The sequence below is a fragment of the Brevundimonas sp. TWP2-1 genome, from assembly GCF_049897645.1.
GTDB lineage: Bacteria > Pseudomonadota > Alphaproteobacteria > Caulobacterales > Caulobacteraceae > Brevundimonas.
The window spans coordinates 1,480,324-1,496,339 of record NZ_JAFCWR010000001.1 but is presented as its reverse complement, the minus strand read 5'-3'; the positions used below and the strand labels follow the sequence as shown (position 1 = coordinate 1,496,339).

At 65.6% G+C, this 16,016-nt stretch carries 18 protein-coding genes; 12 read left to right on the top strand and 6 right to left on the bottom strand.

Annotated features, from left to right (window positions below; all coding sequences use genetic code 11):
• Nucleotides 1–45 precede the first annotated feature (45 nt).
• From fliF to ACP7BH_RS07395, 12 genes are all read left to right on the top strand, one after another.
• Nucleotides 46–1,683 (top strand): flagellar basal-body MS-ring/collar protein FliF, encoded by a 1,638-nt coding sequence (gene fliF, locus ACP7BH_RS07450; protein WP_425982489.1) that lies wholly within the window; start codon nucleotides 46–48, stop codon nucleotides 1,681–1,683.
• Nucleotides 1,683–2,717, top strand: coding sequence for a flagellar motor switch protein FliG (gene fliG / locus ACP7BH_RS07445; protein WP_425982492.1), 1,035 nt, complete (start codon nucleotides 1,683–1,685; stop codon nucleotides 2,715–2,717). The genes fliF and fliG overlap by 1 nt, the downstream gene beginning before the upstream one ends.
• 1 nt (nucleotide 2,718) lies before the next feature.
• Entirely contained in the window at nucleotides 2,719–3,381 is a 663-nt protein-coding gene (locus tag ACP7BH_RS07440; protein ID WP_425982494.1) for a flagellar assembly protein FlbE, read from the top strand.
• On the top strand, nucleotides 3,381–3,713 hold the full coding sequence (gene fliN / locus ACP7BH_RS07435; protein WP_425982496.1) for a flagellar motor switch protein FliN: 333 nt from the start codon (nucleotides 3,381–3,383) through the stop codon (nucleotides 3,711–3,713). Before ACP7BH_RS07440 ends, fliN begins: the two co-directional genes overlap by 1 nt.
• A 36-nt stretch (nucleotides 3,714–3,749) precedes the next feature.
• Nucleotides 3,750–5,159 (top strand): sigma-54 interaction domain-containing protein, encoded by a 1,410-nt coding sequence (locus tag ACP7BH_RS07430; protein WP_425982499.1) that lies wholly within the window; start codon nucleotides 3,750–3,752, stop codon nucleotides 5,157–5,159.
• A 2-nt stretch (nucleotides 5,160–5,161) separates the two neighbouring features.
• A complete protein-coding gene (gene bla / locus ACP7BH_RS07425; RefSeq protein WP_425982501.1) occupies nucleotides 5,162–6,058 on the top strand; it encodes a class A beta-lactamase in 897 nt (298 codons plus the stop codon).
• A 7-nt stretch (nucleotides 6,059–6,065) separates the two neighbouring features.
• Nucleotides 6,066–8,168 carry a flagellar biosynthesis protein FlhA gene (flhA, locus tag ACP7BH_RS07420; RefSeq protein ID WP_346494677.1) on the top strand — a complete coding sequence of 701 codons (2,103 nt, stop codon included), beginning with the start codon at nucleotides 6,066–6,068 and terminating at the stop codon, nucleotides 8,166–8,168.
• Between the two features lie 145 nt (nucleotides 8,169–8,313).
• Nucleotides 8,314–9,768, top strand: coding sequence for a sensor histidine kinase (locus ACP7BH_RS07415; RefSeq protein ID WP_425982503.1), 1,455 nt, complete (start codon nucleotides 8,314–8,316; stop codon nucleotides 9,766–9,768).
• Nucleotides 9,765–10,190 (top strand): response regulator, encoded by a 426-nt coding sequence (locus ACP7BH_RS07410; RefSeq protein WP_425982506.1) that lies wholly within the window; start codon nucleotides 9,765–9,767, stop codon nucleotides 10,188–10,190. The genes ACP7BH_RS07415 and ACP7BH_RS07410 overlap by 4 nt, the downstream gene beginning before the upstream one ends.
• Entirely contained in the window at nucleotides 10,187–11,227 is a 1,041-nt protein-coding gene (locus ACP7BH_RS07405; protein WP_425982509.1) for a sensor histidine kinase, read from the top strand. The genes ACP7BH_RS07410 and ACP7BH_RS07405 overlap by 4 nt, the downstream gene beginning before the upstream one ends.
• A 15-nt stretch (nucleotides 11,228–11,242) precedes the next feature.
• Nucleotides 11,243–11,686: an NUDIX domain-containing protein gene (locus tag ACP7BH_RS07400; protein WP_425982512.1), complete on the top strand. Its 444-nt coding sequence runs from the start codon at nucleotides 11,243–11,245 to the stop codon at nucleotides 11,684–11,686.
• 84 nt (nucleotides 11,687–11,770) lie between these two features.
• Nucleotides 11,771–11,950 carry a CsbD family protein gene (locus ACP7BH_RS07395; protein WP_135195023.1) on the top strand — a complete coding sequence of 60 codons (180 nt, stop codon included), beginning with the start codon at nucleotides 11,771–11,773 and terminating at the stop codon, nucleotides 11,948–11,950.
• Between the two features lie 68 nt (nucleotides 11,951–12,018).
• Here the strand turns inward: ACP7BH_RS07395 and ACP7BH_RS07390 are convergent, their stop codons facing one another.
• From ACP7BH_RS07390 to ACP7BH_RS07365, 6 genes are read right to left on the bottom strand one after another with little or no spacing between them, the layout of a single operon-like run.
• On the bottom strand, nucleotides 12,019–12,516 hold the full coding sequence (locus ACP7BH_RS07390; protein WP_425982514.1) for a hypothetical protein: 498 nt from the start codon (nucleotides 12,514–12,516) through the stop codon (nucleotides 12,019–12,021).
• A 54-nt stretch (nucleotides 12,517–12,570) separates the two neighbouring features.
• Nucleotides 12,571–13,749 carry a vWA domain-containing protein gene (locus ACP7BH_RS07385; RefSeq protein WP_425982516.1) on the bottom strand — a complete coding sequence of 393 codons (1,179 nt, stop codon included), beginning with the start codon at nucleotides 13,747–13,749 and terminating at the stop codon, nucleotides 12,571–12,573.
• Nucleotides 13,749–14,087 carry a DUF86 domain-containing protein gene (locus ACP7BH_RS07380; RefSeq protein ID WP_425982519.1) on the bottom strand — a complete coding sequence of 113 codons (339 nt, stop codon included), beginning with the start codon at nucleotides 14,085–14,087 and terminating at the stop codon, nucleotides 13,749–13,751. The genes ACP7BH_RS07385 and ACP7BH_RS07380 overlap by 1 nt, the downstream gene beginning before the upstream one ends.
• Nucleotides 14,080–14,364, bottom strand: a complete 285-nt coding sequence (locus ACP7BH_RS07375; RefSeq protein ID WP_154725757.1) for a nucleotidyltransferase family protein — start codon at nucleotides 14,362–14,364, stop codon at nucleotides 14,080–14,082. The genes ACP7BH_RS07380 and ACP7BH_RS07375 overlap by 8 nt, the downstream gene beginning before the upstream one ends.
• Before the next feature lie 14 nt (nucleotides 14,365–14,378).
• Entirely contained in the window at nucleotides 14,379–14,906 is a 528-nt protein-coding gene (locus tag ACP7BH_RS07370) for a GNAT family N-acetyltransferase (protein ID WP_425982522.1), read from the bottom strand.
• Nucleotides 14,907–14,928: 22 nt separating this feature from the next.
• A complete protein-coding gene (locus ACP7BH_RS07365; protein WP_425982524.1) occupies nucleotides 14,929–15,933 on the bottom strand; it encodes a zinc-binding alcohol dehydrogenase family protein in 1,005 nt (334 codons plus the stop codon).
• Nucleotides 15,934–16,016: the final 83 nt, after the last annotated feature.

The window sequence follows — 16,016 nt, the reverse complement described above, 5'->3', positions numbered from 1 at the left end:
CCTAGCGGGGCGTCTGTGTCTCCCGCGTGTATGGGGCGGGGACGCGTGGGCGGCTTCACAGCGGCGTTGCAGAAGTTCGGGATCGGCCGTCTGGCCGCGGTCCTCGGCGTCGCCGCGGGCGTGGCCGCCGTGCTGGTCGCCGTCATGCTGCGCATGGGCCAGGCGCCTGACGCGCTGCTCTATTCCAACCTAGATCTGCGCGAGGCCAGCGAGATCACCACCGCCCTGGATCAGGCCGGCATCAAATATACGTCCAAGGGCGACGGCTCGACCGTCATGGTCAACCGCGACGACGTGGGCACGGCGCGGATGCTGGTGGCCGAGAAGGGTCTCGTGACCTCGGGGTCGGTCGGCTACGAGCTGTTCGACAATCAGTCCGTCCTGGGCCAGACCGAGTTCCAGCAGCAGTTGAACGAGCAGCGCGCGCTGCAGGGTGAACTGTCGCGCACCATCATGTCGATGCGCGGCATCACCGCCGCCCGCGTGCACATCACCATGCCGCGCCGCGAGATGTTCACCTCAGCCGCAGGCGATCCGACCGCCGCCGTTCTGGTGGGGCTGGGCGGGCGCGATCTGAGCGCGGATCAGGTGCGGGCGATCCGCAATCTGGTGGCCTCGTCGGTGCCGAACCTGAAGCCGGATCGTGTGACCGTCGCGGATCAGAACAACCGCACCCTGGCCGCCGGCAGCGACGACGGGACCTTCTCCTCGGCCTCCGCCGCCGAGGCCAAGGGCAATACCGAAAGCCAGCTGCAGGCGCGCATCAAGGACATCGTCGAAGGCGTCGTGGGCATCGGCTCGGCTCGGGTTCAGGTGACGGCCGACATTGATCAGAGCCGCGCCACCACCCAGGAAGAGAAGTTCGATCCCGATGGCCAGGTGGTCCGTTCGACCACCACCAACGGTTCGCAGTCCGCCGACAACACGGCCCAGGCCGACGGCGGCGTCACCGCCACGAACAACATCCCCGGCGGCGCCGCGCCCGGCGCCACGCCGGCCGGTTCGACCAACTCGGAAAACGCCGAGACCACCAACTACGAAATCTCCAAGACCACCACGACCACGACCAAGGAGCCGGGCGAGGTCAAGAAGCTGGCCGTCGCCGTCGCCGTGGACGGCAAGTGGACGCCCGCCGCCGACGGCAAGGGCGAGCCGACCTATGCGCCGCGCACCGCCGAGGAGATCGCCCAGATCAAGTCGCTGGTCGCCGCCGCCGCCGGCATCGACGAGACGCGCGGCGACAAGATCGAGGTCATCAACGTCCGCTTCAACCACGACACCGGCATCGCCGGCGGTCTGGAGGGCAAGTCGTCGCTGCTGGACTTCTCCAAGAACGACATCATGCGCTTCGTCGAGCTGGGCATACTGACGGTCGTCGCCCTGTTGCTGATCTTCTTCGTGCTGCGTCCGCTGCTGAAGACGGCCTCGGGCGGGACGAACCTGCCGGCCGTCATGGGCGCCAACGGCGCGCCGGTGACGACGGTGGCGACGACGGTGATCGGCGCGGACGGTCAGCCGCAGCTGGTTCAACTGCCTGCCCCCACCGAAATGGATCAGAAGATCGACATCGCCCGCATCGAGGGGCAGGTGAAGGCGTCCTCGGTCAAGAAGGTCGCCGACTTCGTCCAGGCCCATCCGGATGATGCCGCCGGCATCCTGCGCACCTGGGTGGCCGAAGGCTGATGGCGAAGCTGGTCAACAAGAAGTCTGCGATCGACGACCCGAACAAGCTGACGGGGCCGGAGAAGGCCGCCGTCATCCTGCTGGCGCTGGGCGAGGAGCACACCGCCCTGTGGGAGCGGCTGGACGACGACGAGGTCAAGGAAATCTCTCAGGCCATGGCGACGCTGGGCAGCGTCAGCGCCGAGGCCGTCGAGGCCCTGATGATCGAGTTCGTCTCGGGTCTTTCGGGCTCCGGCTCGGTCATGGGCAGCTACGAACAAACCCAGAAGCTGCTGGCTGCTTTCCTGCCCAAGGATCGCGTCGACGGCCTGATGGAAGAGATCCGGGGGCCGGCCGGTCGCACGATGTGGGACAAGCTGGGCAATGTGAACGAGGCCGTCCTCGCCAACTATCTGAAGAACGAATACCCCCAGACCGTCGCCGTCATCCTGTCCAAGGTGCGCTCGGATCACGCCGCCCGCGTCCTGACCAGCCTGCCCGAGGATTTCGCCCTCGAATGCGTGCAGCGGATGCTGCGCATGGAGCCGGTGCAGCGTGAGATCCTCGACAAGATCGAGGCGACGCTGCGCACCGAGTTCATGTCGAACCTGGCCCGCACGTCCAAGCGCGACAGCCACGAGATGATGGCCGACATCTTCAACAGCTTCGACCGCCAGACCGAGGCCCGTTTCATCGGCGCCCTGGAAGAGCGCAATCGCGAGTCGGCCGAGCGCATTCGCGCCCTGATGTTCGTGTTCGAGGATCTGTCCAAGTTGGATCCCGGCGGCGTCCAGACTCTGCTGCGTGGCGTGGACAAGGATTCGCTGGGCCTGGCGCTGAAGGGCGCTTCGGAGGGGCTGCGCGAGATGTTCTTCTCCAACATGTCCGAGCGCGCCTCCAAGATCATGCGCGAAGACATGGAATCGATGGGGCCCGTGCGTCTGAAGGACGTCGATGCGGCGCAGATGGCCATGGTTCAGGTCGCCAAGGACCTGGCCGCCAAGGGCGACATCATGCTGGCCGGCCAAGGCGCCGAGGATGAGTTGATCTACTGACATGACCCATTCCCCAGAGATCCATCGCCCCTTTGTCTTCGACACGGAGTTCGACGCGGACGGTACGGTCTTGCGCCCCAGTGCGTGGAAGCCCGCCAAACGCTCCTATCTGCTGGCCGAGGTCGAGGCCCTTGTGGCGCAGGGACGGTTGGAGGCCCGCGAACAAGCGCTTGGCGAGATCGAGAACCTTCGCGCCATTGCCCTGAGCAACATCGCCCAGTCGGTGGCCTCGGCCATGCCGACGTTGAAGGCCGTGGCTCAGGCGCATCGCGAGCAGTCCGCCGACCTGGCACTGGCCGCCGCCCGCGCCATCGGCGGCGCCGCGCTGGAGCGTTTCCCCCAGGCGCCGCTAAAGGCCGCGCTGGAAATGCTGGCCCAGGAGATCGACGCCTCCCCTCGACTGGTCGTGCGCACGTCGGAGCTGGACGAGGAGGCGCGCGCCCTGATCGAGCGGGCGTGCGCCGACAGCGGTTTCACCGGCGTCGTCGCGTTCCGTGACGAGCCCAACATGGCGCGCGCGGCATTTCAGCTGGAATGGGCCGACGGCCGCGCCGATCACGACCCGCAAGGTTCGGCCGACCGGGTCGCTGAGGCGCTGACCGCCGCCCTCGCAGCCGAGGCCGGACACGCCGAAACCCTTCCCGTCGACAGGAGCATGTTCTGATGGCATCCGACGACTTGGCGCTGGAGGAGTTCTCCAGCATTTCGGGCCTGCCGCCCGTGGACGACGCCGGCGACAAGACCGCCGCAGACCTGGCCACCGTCTTCGACGTGCCGGTCAATATCTCGGCTGTGCTGGGCAAGTCGCACATGTCGGTGGCCCAGTTGCTGAAGCTGAACAAGGGGTCGGTGCTGGAGCTGGACCGCAAGGTCGGCGAGGCGATCGACATCTTCGTCAACAACCGCCTGATCGCGCGCGGCGAGGTCGTCGTCGTCGATGACCGACTGGGCGTGACCATGACGGAAATCATCAAGACCGAGGATTCGGGCGCCTGACAGGCGACCGATTTTAGAAATTAAGGGAGAAGAACGATGCGTCTTCTGGTGGTAGGCAGACTGAGCGGGCAGCTCGCTTCGGCGGTGAAGATGGCCATGGCGCACGGCGCCAAGGTCACCCACGTCGAGCGCGCCGACCAGGCGACCGAACAACTGCGCCGGGGACAGGGCGCGGACCTGCTGATGGTCGATTATCAGCTGGACATCGCCGCCCTGATCGCCGCCAACGAGGCCGAGCGGATCACCATCCCGGTCGTGGCCTTCGGCATCGACGCCGATGCGCGCGAAGCCGCCGCCGCGATCAAGGCCGGCGCGAAGGAGTTCATCCCGCTTCCGCCCGACGCCGAACTGATCGCCGCCGTCCTGTCGGCCGTCGCCGACGACGAAAAGCCGATGATCTCGGCCGATCCGTCGATGAAGGCGGTGCTGCAACTGGCCGACCAGGTCGCGCGCTCGGAAGCCTCGATCCTGATCACCGGCGAAAGCGGCGTCGGCAAGGAGGTGATGGCCCGGTATCTGCACGAGCATTCGCGTCGCGCCGAACGTCCCTTCATCAGCGTCAACTGCGCCGCCATTCCCGACAACCTGCTGGAATCCGAACTGTTCGGCCACGAGAAGGGCGCCTTCACCGGCGCCGTCGCGCGCCGCATCGGCAAGTTCGAGGAGGCCGACGGCGGCACGCTGTTGTTGGACGAAATCTCGGAGATGGACGCCCGGCTTCAGGCCAAGTTGCTGCGCGCCATCCAAGAAAGGGTCATCGACCGCGTCGGCGGCTCCAAGCCGGTCTCGGTCAACATCCGCATCATCGCCACCTCGAACCGCGATCTCGCCAAGGCCGTGGCGGAGGGCACGTTCCGCGAGGACCTGCTGTATCGCCTGAACGTGGTGAATCTGCGCTTGCCGTCCTTGCGCGAGCGTCCGGGCGACATCGTCGTTTTGGCCGACCACTTCATCAAGAAATACGCCGCCGCCAACGGCGTGCCGGTCCGCCCGATCTCGGCCCAGGCGCGCCAGGCCATCGCCGCCCACCGCTGGCCCGGCAACGTGCGCGAGCTTGAGAACGCCATGCACCGCGCGGTGCTGCTGGCGACCGGACCCGAGATCGACGTGGACGCCATCCGTCTGCCGGACGGTCAGCCGCTTTCGGGCCAGGGCGCGGGGGCGATGACGGGCCATGCCTATGACGGCGGCCTGGGCGTCGCCGCCCGCGCCGCCCAGGCCGCCGACGCCGTGACCCGCAGCTTCGTGGGCCAGACGGTGGCGGCGATGGAAAAGACGTTGATCTTGGACACCCTGACCCACTGCCTGGGCAACCGCACCCATGCGGCCAATATCCTGGGCATCTCGATCCGCACCCTGCGCAACAAGCTGAACGAATATTCCGACGAGGGCACGGCCATTCCGGCGCCCATGAGCGGCGTGTCGGCCTCGGGCTACGCGGCCTGAGGATGACGACCGGGTTCGATCGCAGGACGCTGATCGGCGGGGCGGGCGCGCTGGCGCTCGTCGGCTGCTATCCGCGACGCGACGAACCCAAGGCGGAAGAGACCCCGCAACCCTTCCTGCTTAACGACCTGGAAGAGCGCCACGGCGGACGGCTGGGCGTGGCGGTGCTGGATGTCGGCAGCCAACGCCGGGTGTCGTGGCGCGGGCAGGAGCGGTTCGCCTTCTGCTCGACCTTCAAGGCCTTCCTCGCCGTCGCCACGCTGGAGCGGGTGCAGCGCGAGGAAGAACAGTTGGACCGCGCCGTCGCCGTCACGCGGGCGGACATGATCCCCCATGCGCCGGTCACCGAAAAAGCCATCGGCCGCACCCTGACGATCCGCGAACTGATGCAGGCGGCGGTCGAGGTCAGCGACAATCCAGCGGCCAATATCCTGATCCGTGAAATGGGCGGAATCGCCGTATGGCGTTCGTGGTGGCCGACGTTCGGCGACACCACCACCGTCATCTCGCGCCTGGAGCCGGACCTGAACACCGCCCTGCCCAACGATCCGCGCGACACCTGTCTGCCGGACCAGACCATCGCTAACATCCGTGAGTTGGCGTTCAGCGACCGGCTGACGCCCGAGCACGACCAACTGATCAGCGGCTGGATGATCGCCTCGCCGACCGGACCCAACCGCATCAAGGCGGGTGCGCCCCAGGGCTGGACGGTCGCGCACAAGACCGGGACCGGCGCCAATGGCGCGACCAACGACATCGGCGTGCTGACGCCGCTGTCGGGTTCGCCGGTTCTTATGGCCGCCTATTTCACCGGCGCGCCCGAGGCGACGGACGATCAACGCGACGCCGTGATCGCCGAGGCGACGCGTCGCGCACTGAAGGCGCTGGGACGTGACTGAAACGCCCATGATGATGAAGGACGGCATGGCGCGCCCCACCGGGCGCGACGTCCTGGGCTGGGTCAACCGCGGCGAAGTGCTGATGGCGGTGAGCGTGATCGGCGTGATCATGCTGCTGATCCTGCCGGTTCCGAAGATGCTTCTGGACCTGCTGCTGGCCTTCTCGCTGGTGTCCAGCGTGCTGATCCTGATGACGGCCGTGATGATGAAGCGGCCGCTGGATTTCGCCATCTTCCCCACGGTTCTGTTGGTCTCGACCCTGTTCCGCCTGGGTCTGAACCTGGCCTCGACGCGCCTGATCCTGACGCATGGCCAGGAAGGCCATGAGGCTGCCGGTCAGGTGATCAACGCCTTCGGGCAACTGATGATGGGCGGCAACTTCATCATCGGGGTGATTATCTTCGCCATCATCCTGGTGGTGAACTTTGTCGTCATCACCAAGGGATCGACCCGGATCGCAGAAGTCTCGGCCCGCTTCACCCTGGACTCCATGCCGGGCAAGCAGATGGCCATCGACGCCGATCTGTCGTCCGGCCTTATCACCGAGGACCAGGCCAAGATCCGCCGCAAGGAGCTGGAGCAGGAATCGACCTTCTTCGGCGCCATGGACGGCGCGTCCAAGTTCGTGCGCGGCGACGCCGTCGCCGGCCTGATCATCACCTTCATCAACGCCATCGGCGGCATCCTGATCGGAACCCTGACGCACGGCATGCCGGCGATGGAGGCCGCCAATACCTATGTCCAGCTGACCATCGGCGACGGCCTGGTGACGCAGGTTCCGGCCATCATCATCTCCATCGCCGCCGGCTTCCTGGTGTCAAAGGCCGGCGTCGAGGGTACGGCGGACAAGGCCATGGTCACGCAGCTGGCCACAAACCCCGTGTCGTTGGGCGTCGTGTCGGGCGCGGCCGGCCTGATCGGTCTTATCCCCGGCATGCCTCTGTTGCCGTTCGCGGCACTGGCCATCGGCTCGGGCTTCATGGCCTGGAAGCTGGGGCGCAACCGCCTGAAGCCGCAACCGACCGAGGCCGAGATCGCCGCGACCGCCGCCGCCGCCAAGCCCAAGGAAGACGTCGAAGAGCCCATCTCCAACATCCTGACTATCGACGAGGTCAAGATCGAGCTGGGGTATTCGCTGCTCAGCCTGATCAACGATCTGGAAGGCCGCCGCCTGACCGATCAGATCCGCGCCCTGCGACGCTCGCTGGCCCAGGAATACGGCTTCGTCATTCCCCAGGTGCGCATCCTCGACAACATGCGCCTGCCGACCCAGGGCTACGCCATCCGCATCAAGGAGATGGAGAGCGGCGCGGGCGAGGTGCGGCTGGGTCATCTGATGGCGATGGACCCGTCGGGGCGTCAGGTTGAACTGCCCGGCGAGCACATGCGCGAGCCCGCCTTCGGTCTGCCCGCCACCTGGATCGAGGACGGGATGCGTGAAGAGGCGACGTTCCGGGGCTACACCCTGGTCGATCCATCGACGGTGCTGACCACCCACCTGACCGAGATCCTGAAGGACAATATGGCGGACCTACTGTCCTATGCGGAGGTGCAGAAGCTGCTGAAAGAACTGGGCGCCGAAGAGAAGAAGCTGGTCGAGGAACTGGTCCCGAGCGTGGTCACGGTCACCACCCTGCAACGGGTGCTGCAGGCCCTGCTGCGCGAGAAGGTCTCGATCCGCGACCTGCCGGCGATCCTGGAAGGCCTGGCCGAGGCCGCACCGCACAGCTCCAGCGTCACCACCCTGGTCGAGCACGTCCGCGCACGCCTGGGCCGTCAGCTGTGCTGGCAGAACAAGGACGGCGAAGGCGCGCTGCCCATCGTCACCCTGTCGCCGGAATGGGAGAACGCCTTCGCCGAAAGCCTGGTGGGGCAGGGCGAGGACAAGCAGCTGGCCATGGCGCCGTCTCGGCTTCAGGACTTCATCCGCGCCGTTCGCGACACCTTTGAGCGTATCGCCATGACGGGCGAAAATCCTGTGCTGCTGACCGGGCCGATGACCCGCCCCTATGTGCGGTCGATCATCGAACGCTTCCGGGGGCAGACCGTGGTGATGAGCCAGAACGAAATCCACCCCAAGGCACGGTTGCGTACACTGGGCCAGGTCTGATAACGGCCTGGAAACACGGCGGATTCAGTTTGACGTTTGACGCGGCGCCGCACGCCGCTAAAGCTCCACCGTCATGATCCCAAGCCCTCGATCCCAATGGTCGCGATTGCGCGACTTCATGCGCACATCGTCGCTCGCGCGGTCCATGTCAGCGATGCTGATCCTGGTGTTCGGGCTGCTGATCCTCGTCAACGCCACCACCTTCGTGATGATCCAGCGGACGGCGTCGGTGAACCGCACCGTCGAGCACGCGCAGCAGATGCGGCGTGCGTCGCGTACGATCCTGATTTCCATGTTGAACGCCGAGACCGCACAGCGGGGATTTCTGCTGACTGGCCGCAGCGATTTCCTTCAGCCCTATCGCGACGCAAGGGCGGAGATGGAGCCGGCCGTGGTCTTTCTTGAGGAAGGCGCGGTGCAGGACCGGACGCTCAAGGCGCCTATCGACCGTATCCATCGTCTGGCAGACCTCAAGTGGGCCGAGATGGAACGGACCGTGACCTTGGCGCAGCAGGGGCGGATCGGTCAGTCGATCCAGTCCGTAAGGTCCGGCGAAGGCAAGCGCTACATGGATGAGCTGCGCGTCGCCGTGGAGGACTTCGACACAATCAAATCGACCCGGATCGCCGAGCGCAGTAGGGCCTCCGAGCGGTTCGGCGTCCTGACGGTGACGATGAACGCCATCGCGGGCCTGCTGGTGATCGTCCTGGCGCTGCTGTCGGCCTGGATGGTGCGGCGCTACGTGTCTGAACTTCAGGCCGCCCGCGCGACGCTGGACGCCGCCAATGCCGGTCTGGAGGACAAGGTCCGTGAACGCACCGGCGACCTGATGCGTGCCAACGAGGAAATCCAGCGCTTCGCCTACATCGTCAGCCATGACCTGCGCGCGCCCCTGGTCAATGTGATGGGCTATACTTCCGAACTGGAGCAGGCTGGCAAGGTCATCGACAAGTCCATCACCGACGCCGAGAAGACGCGCGAGGTCGATCCCGACGTCGTCATGGCGGTCCGAGAGGACATGCCCGAGGCCATCGGCTTCATCCGCGCCTCGACCGAGAAGATGGATCGACTGATCAACGCCATCCTGAAGCTGTCGCGCGAAGGTCGGCGCAATCTGCTGCCGGAGACGCTGGACATGACCGCCATGGCCCAGAACATCGCCAACAGCGTCCACCACCAGACCGAGGCGTCGGGCGCTCGCATCGACGTCCAGCCTCTGCCCGAAATCGAAAGCGACCGGATTTCGATGGAGCAGATCATGGGCAACCTGATCGACAACGCCGTCAAATATCTGGACGCCAGTAGGCCTGGCGAGATCGTGGTTTCGGGCGAGGACGTGCCGGGCGGCTGGGTCGTCTATCGGGTCGCCGACAACGGTCGGGGCATTGCGCCGCGCGACCACGAACGGATCTTCGAACTGTTCCGCCGATCCGGCAAGCAGGACCGGTCGGGCGAGGGGCTGGGCCTGGCCTTCGTGCGCAACAGCGTGCGACGGATCGAGGGCACGATCGACATCGAGTCCGAGCTGGGTAAAGGCTCGACTTTCCTGCTGAAATTCCCCAAACGACTGATCCTAGCTGAACCCGGAGGCGCGCTGTGACGCAACCCGTCAAAATCATCATGGTCGAGGACGATCACGGTCATGCCAAGCTGATCGAAAAGAACATCCGCCGGGCCAATATAAACAATGAAATCAAGCATTTCGACGAGGGCGGCGCGGCGCTGGACTATCTGTTCAGCGAAGAAATTCTGGCTAACGGGCCGCTGCTGATCCTGCTTGACCTCAACCTTCCGGATATGTCGGGAACTGACATTCTGGAGAAGGTGAAGGGCAACGACCGCCTGAAGCGTGCGCCGGTCGTCGTGCTGACGACCACGGACGACAAGGTCGAGATTCAGCGCTGCTACGACCTGGGCTGCAACGTCTACATCACCAAGCCGGTCGACTATGAATCCTTCGCCGGCGCGATCCGCCAGCTGGGCCTGTTCCTGTCGGTCATCCAGGCGCCGGAGATCGAGTGATCGAGACGCAGCAGCCCATCCGCCTGCTCTACATCGACGACGACCGGGGCCTGTCCCGGCTGGTCGAGAAGGAGTTGGGGCGTCACGGCTATGCCGTCACCTGCGCCCCCGATGGGGACGCGGGCCTGGAGCTGTTGCAGCAGCATGAGTACGATATCTGCGCTCTCGACCACTACATGCCGGCGCGCGATGGTCTGGATGTCCTGCCCGACATCCTGGCGCTGAACGCGCCGCCGCCGGTCGTCTATGTGACAGGCACGCAGGATGGGCGCATCGCGGTGGCGGCCCTGCGCGCGGGCGCCGCCGACTATGTCATCAAGGACGTGTCCGAGGACTTCACCTCCTTGTTGCGCTCGGCGCTGGAAGACGCCCTGCTGCGTCGCCGGCTGCAGCGTGAGAACGACCTGGCGCAGGAAGAAATCCGCCTGGCCCGCGACCGGGCCGAGGCCATGCTGCGCGAGGTGAACCACCGCGTCGGCAACTCGCTGCAACTGGTGTCCAGCTTCATGTCGCTGCAGATGCGACACGTGACCGATCAAGGCGCCAGGGATGCGCTGCGCGAGTCTCAGGCGCGCATTGAGGCCGTCGCCCACGTTCACCGACGCCTCTACACGTCGGGCGACATGAGCACCGTCGCCATGGACGAATATCTAGTGGGGCTGATGGACGAACTGTCCAAGTCCATCGGGCCTGACGAGGGATCGCCCAAGTTGACCTTGGACGCCGAACCTCTGTCGGTCACGACCGACCAGGCGGTGTCCATCGGCGTCATCGTCACCGAACTGGTCACAAACGCCGTCAAATACGCCTATGCGCCGGGGCAGGGGGGCGAAATCCGCATCCATTTGCGTCGCGAGGGCGAGAACAAGGTCGCCCTAATGGTCGAGGACGACGGCCCCGGCATGGGCGACGGCACGCCCAAGGGCACGGGCCTGGGCGGCAAGATCATCTCGGCCATGGCCTCGGGCCTGCGATCGGCCGTCGAGTTCGACGGCGCCCACAAGGGCGTGCGCGCCAGGCTGTCGTTCGACCTCTAGGGTCGGTATTCTTTCATGTTGCAGTTCGGCGTTAGCAAACCCGCTTCGGAATATCGTCACCGCGCCACGGCGTTCGGCATCGTCGAACGCGACGGACTGATCGCCTGTGTCCGCGTCGAGCGCGAAGCCGGTCCCTATTTCGATCTGCCGGGCGGCGGTGTGGATGCCGAGGAGACCGAGGTTCAGGCTCTGAAGCGCGAGTTCGTCGAGGAGACGGGCCTCGACATCGCGCCGCTGAATCGCATCGCCGAGGCCAGCCAGTATTTCGTGCGTTCGACGCGTGAGCCTGTGAACAATGTCGGCGGCTTCTGGACCGCGACCGTCACCGCCGAAAACCCGGATGCGAAATGCGAGGACGACCATACCCTGGTGTGGCTGGATCCGACCTTCGCCCTGTCCCGCCTGAGACACGATTCCCACGCCTGGGCGGTCGCAGTCTGGCTGCGTCGCGCAAGCTGAGCCGTACGGAACGGGCGCAGGGCTGCGTCGTTTCCTTTTCAACCCGCAACGCCCTGTCGCGGCTATTGAAAACGGAGAGTCCAGATGGCTGATCATGATCGTGTCGAAGGCGCCGCCAAGAACATCGGCGGCAAGATCAAGGAAGCCGCCGGCAAGGTGACCGGCGACAGCAAACTTCAGGCCGAAGGCAAGGCCGACCAAGTCGAAGGCAAGGTCCAGAACACCGTTGGCGGCGTCAAGGACAGCCTCCGCGACAAGGCCTAAACCTCACTGGAATTGCGCGAAAATAGGAAGCGCCGTCCGCGAAAGCGGGCGGCGTTTCTGCGTTTCGATCAGTCCTTGTCGCCCCAGAGGTTGATCGACAGGCCCTTGCTGTCCTTCGCATCGACAGGGCGGCATTCCGAACTGAAGCCGCCTTCGACGGGACGGGGACGGCAGTCCATTTCCCGCAAGGCCGACGGCGCGCTGGCCGCCCGCGATTGCGGCCCACACTGAACGGCATAGGCCGAGCCGCCGGCGTTGGCCTGGATCATCTGACAGTCGCCCGCCATGCCGCTGGGGCGCAGGGCGTCCGGCAGGTCCGGTCCCATGGCCAGGGCCAGTTGTTCGCGCACTTCGGTCTGGCAGGTCTCCATCGACTTGGCGCCGCGCACCAGCGGACTGCACCGGGCGCGCTCGAAACCGAAGGGATCGGCCAAGCCCCACGCCGGCACGGAATGCTGCACCGTCGGCGCGGGCGCCTCGACCACGGGGTCTGGCTCGGGCGCCTCCCACACGACGCTCGGGGCGGGTTGCTGAAACAGAAGCAGGGCGAAGGCGGCGGCGATCATGGACAAGGCCCCTCGAAACAGTTCGCCGGGCAGGAACTCGCCCGTGACGCGAACCTACCTTGTCAGGGCGCGCATCGCCTTGTCGAGACCTTCCAACGTCAGGGGGAACATCCGCTCCTCCATCACCTCGCGCAGCAGGCCGACCGAGGCGGTGTAGCTCCAGTACCGTTCCTGCACCGGGTTCAGCCAGATCGACTTCTCCCACTGCTGACGCGCCCGCTTCATCCAGACGGCGCCAGCCTCCTCGTTCCAGTGCTCGACGGAGCCGCCGGGCATGGTGATCTCGTAAGGCGACATGGTCGCGTCGCCGACGAAGATGGCCCGCCAGTCGCCCGGATATTTGTGCAGCAGGTCCCAGGTCGGGATTCGCTCGGTGTGCCGACGCCGGTTGTCTTTCCACACGCCCTCGTAAAGGCAGTTGTGGAAGTAGAAGAACTCCAGGTTCTTGAACTCGGTCTTGGCGGCCGAGAATAGCTCCTCCACCAGCTTGATATGGCCGTCCATTGAGCCGCCTATGTCGAGGAACAGCAGCACCTTGATCGTATTGCGCCGCGCTGGCCGCATCCGAATGTCCAGCCAGCCCTGGCGCGCCGTGCCGTCGATGGTGCCGTCGATGTCCAGTTCTTCCGCCGCCCCCTCGCGCGCGAACCTGCGCAGGCGGCGCAGCGCCACCTTGATGTTGCGCGTACCCAGTTCGACCGTGTCGTCCAGGTTCCTGAACTCGCGCTTCTCCCACACCTTGACCGCCCGGCCGTGTTTGCCCGGTCCGCCGATGCGCACGCCTTCGGGATTGTAGCCGCCGTGACCGAAGGGGCTGGTCCCGCCCGTGCCGATCCATTTCGAGCCGCCGGAGTGCCGTTCGTGCTGTTCCTCCAGCCGCTGTTTCAGCGTCTCCATCAGCTTGTCGAACCCGCCCAGCGCCTCGATCTGAGCCTTTTCCTCGTCGGTCAGATATTTCTCGTTCAGCAGCCGCAGCCAGTCCTCGGGGATGTCTGTCGTCAGGTCCTCGCCCGCGCCGACCGACTCCTCGCCCTTGAAAACGGCACCGAACACCTGGTCGAAACGGTCATAGTGTTTCTCGTCCTTGACCAGGACTGCGCGCGACAGGTGATAGAAGGTCTCGATCTCGCGCCCGGCCAAATCGCGATCCATCGCCTCCATCAGATGGAGCCATTCCTTCATCGACACCGGAACCTTGGCGTCGCGCAGGGCGGTGAAGAAGGGCAGGAGCATCAGTCGGCGTCCAGAACCTGAAGGGCTTGGTGGAGCGCCGGCAGGCTCACGCTGGCGATAAGCCAAAGCACTTCGGGCTTCAGCGTTTCATAGCTGTGGGCCACCCGGTTACGCAGACTTACGATGTCGGGCCACGGAATGCTGGGCAGTCGTCCCTTGACGTCGTCACTCAAGAAACGGGCGCACTCGCCGATCCGCAACAGGTTCATACAGACCGCGTCATACACCTGGCTCTGTCGCAAGAAGCCCTCTCGACCGTCCTGCTCGATGTAAACTCTTACACGTCCGGCGGCGTCCAATATTTCGGCGATCAGGTCCGCATCGGCCCCGTTAGACAAGGATCAGGTCTTTCTCGACCTTCGTGCGCACATAGGGCCGCATGACTTCCCAAGAACAAAACTCGACCGGCGTCTCCAGTCGCTCAGCCAGCAGGCGTTCCGTGGTCAGAAACTCGATGCCCATGGGCCTGGATGTATCCACCAGCAGGTCCACGTCGCTGTCCGGTCCGGCCTCGTCGCGGGCATAGCTGCCGAACAGGCGCAGGTTGACGATGCCCTGTTCTTCCAGCCAGGGCTTCAGCTCACGCAGCTTTTCCAGCAGTTCGGCGCGGGTCATGCCGACGATATAGTCTATCCGCGCCGCAAGATGAACTCTCGGTCGCGCCAGGCGCCGACGGGGTAGTCGTATTCCCCGGCCTTCTTGAAGCCGTAGGCGGCGTAGAGGCGCTGGGCCTTGTCGTTGCCGCTCCAGACGCCGATCCACAGCGGGCCTTGGGTGTGGGCATCCATCCAGTCCAGCGACAGGGTCAGCAGTTTCGTGCCCAGGCCCAGACCCTGCGCGGCCTTGGAAACATACAGGCGCCGCAACTCCATGTGCTCCGGTCGGGCCTCGGGATGGGGCAGGCCGTTGCGACCCGCATTGGCGAAGGCCAGCAGATCGCCGTCCCGCTCGGCGACCCACCAGGCGCTGCCCGGTTCGGCGAGTTTTTTCCGCGTCGGCTCGGGATCGAAACTGGCGTCGAGGAAGGCGTTCAGATCGGCTTCGGGATACGGGATCCTGAATCCCTCGACGAAGGTGTCGACGAAGGTCTGGCGGCCCAGGGCGCCCAAGGCGGCGGCGTCGTCGAGGCGGGCAGGGCGGATCACGATCTCGGTCATCATCCGCCCATAGAGGCAGAGGTCAAAAGCCGTCCAGCGCGATCTTGCCTATTGTCGCGCTGCTTTCCAGCCGGCGGTGACCCTCAAGCAGATTTTCGACCGACAGCACGCCGAGGTTTTCGGTCAGGGTGGTGCGGACGACGCCGGCGTCCACCAGACGCGAGACCTCCGTCAGCAACCTGTGCTGTTCGATCATGTCGGGGGTCTGCTGCACGGGGCGGGTGAACATGAACTCCCAGACGAAGCCGGCCGCCTTCTGTTTCAGCAGTTCGACCGGCAGCCCCTTGAAGTCGTCGATGGCGCCGATCACGCCCTGCACCGCCACCGCGCGGGCCAAGGCTTCGAAATGGGCCTGGGTGTGGGTCAGGGATGCGATATATTTCGGTGCGCGCTCGCCGGCCGCCGCAAGGGCTTCGTCGATCGGGCCGGAGTGATCGATCACCGCGTGGGCGCCCAGGTCCAGGCACCATTGGCGGGTTTCGGGACGCGAGGCGGTGGCGACGACACGCAGCTTGGTGACGGCGCGTGCGATCTGGATCAGGGCCGAGCCGACGCCGCCGGCGCCGCCGACGATCAGCAGGCTCTCGTCTTCGTCCTTGCCGGCCTTCAACCGGTCGAACAACAGCTCCCAGGCCGTGATGACCGTCAGGGGCAGGGCGGCGGCCTCTGCGAATGTCAGGGACCTGGGCTTTGGTCCGACGATCCGCTCGTCCACAGCCTGGCGTTCCGCGTTGGAGCCTGGCCGGTCGATCTGGCCGGCGTAGAAGACCTCGTCCCCGACCTTGAACAGGCTGGCTTCGTCGCCGACGCCGATCACCACCCCGGCCGCGTCATAGCCCAGGATGCTGGTCTGGCCCTCCTCGGGCTGCCGGCTGCCGCGCACCTTCGTGTCCACGGGGTTCAGGCTGACGGCGTTGACCTGAACCAGCAGATCGCGTGGGCGCAGGATCGGTTCGGGCGCGTCGAAGGCGACCAGGGCGACGGGGTCGGTCGCGGGGCGGGGGCCGGTCGTGCCGATTGCCTTCATGACGATCTCCTCGGGCTTGTTTCGTCGCCTTGCACATCGGCTTGCGATAGGCTGGCCGCAAGGCGCATCCGAGAAATGACCAA

Coding starts and splice junctions, on each gene's coding strand:
- fliG (WP_425982492.1), top strand. CDS start 1,683: ATGGCGAAGCTGGTCAACAAGAAGTCTGCGATCGACGACCCGAACAAG.
- ACP7BH_RS07440 (WP_425982494.1), top strand. CDS start 2,719: ATGACCCATTCCCCAGAGATCCATCGCCCCTTTGTCTTCGACACGGAG.
- fliN (WP_425982496.1), top strand. CDS start 3,381: ATGGCATCCGACGACTTGGCGCTGGAGGAGTTCTCCAGCATTTCGGGC.
- ACP7BH_RS07430 (WP_425982499.1), top strand. CDS start 3,750: ATGCGTCTTCTGGTGGTAGGCAGACTGAGCGGGCAGCTCGCTTCGGCG.
- bla (WP_425982501.1), top strand. CDS start 5,162: ATGACGACCGGGTTCGATCGCAGGACGCTGATCGGCGGGGCGGGCGCG.
- flhA (WP_346494677.1), top strand. CDS start 6,066: ATGATGATGAAGGACGGCATGGCGCGCCCCACCGGGCGCGACGTCCTG.
- ACP7BH_RS07415 (WP_425982503.1), top strand. CDS start 8,314: ATGTCAGCGATGCTGATCCTGGTGTTCGGGCTGCTGATCCTCGTCAAC.
- ACP7BH_RS07400 (WP_425982512.1), top strand. CDS start 11,243: ATGTTGCAGTTCGGCGTTAGCAAACCCGCTTCGGAATATCGTCACCGC.
- ACP7BH_RS07395 (WP_135195023.1), top strand. CDS start 11,771: ATGGCTGATCATGATCGTGTCGAAGGCGCCGCCAAGAACATCGGCGGC.
- ACP7BH_RS07390 (WP_425982514.1), bottom strand. CDS start 12,516: ATGATCGCCGCCGCCTTCGCCCTGCTTCTGTTTCAGCAACCCGCCCCG.
- ACP7BH_RS07385 (WP_425982516.1), bottom strand. CDS start 13,749: ATGCTCCTGCCCTTCTTCACCGCCCTGCGCGACGCCAAGGTTCCGGTG.
- ACP7BH_RS07375 (WP_154725757.1), bottom strand. CDS start 14,364: ATGACCCGCGCCGAACTGCTGGAAAAGCTGCGTGAGCTGAAGCCCTGG.
- ACP7BH_RS07370 (WP_425982522.1), bottom strand. CDS start 14,906: ATGACCGAGATCGTGATCCGCCCTGCCCGCCTCGACGACGCCGCCGCC.
- ACP7BH_RS07365 (WP_425982524.1), bottom strand. CDS start 15,933: ATGAAGGCAATCGGCACGACCGGCCCCCGCCCCGCGACCGACCCCGTC.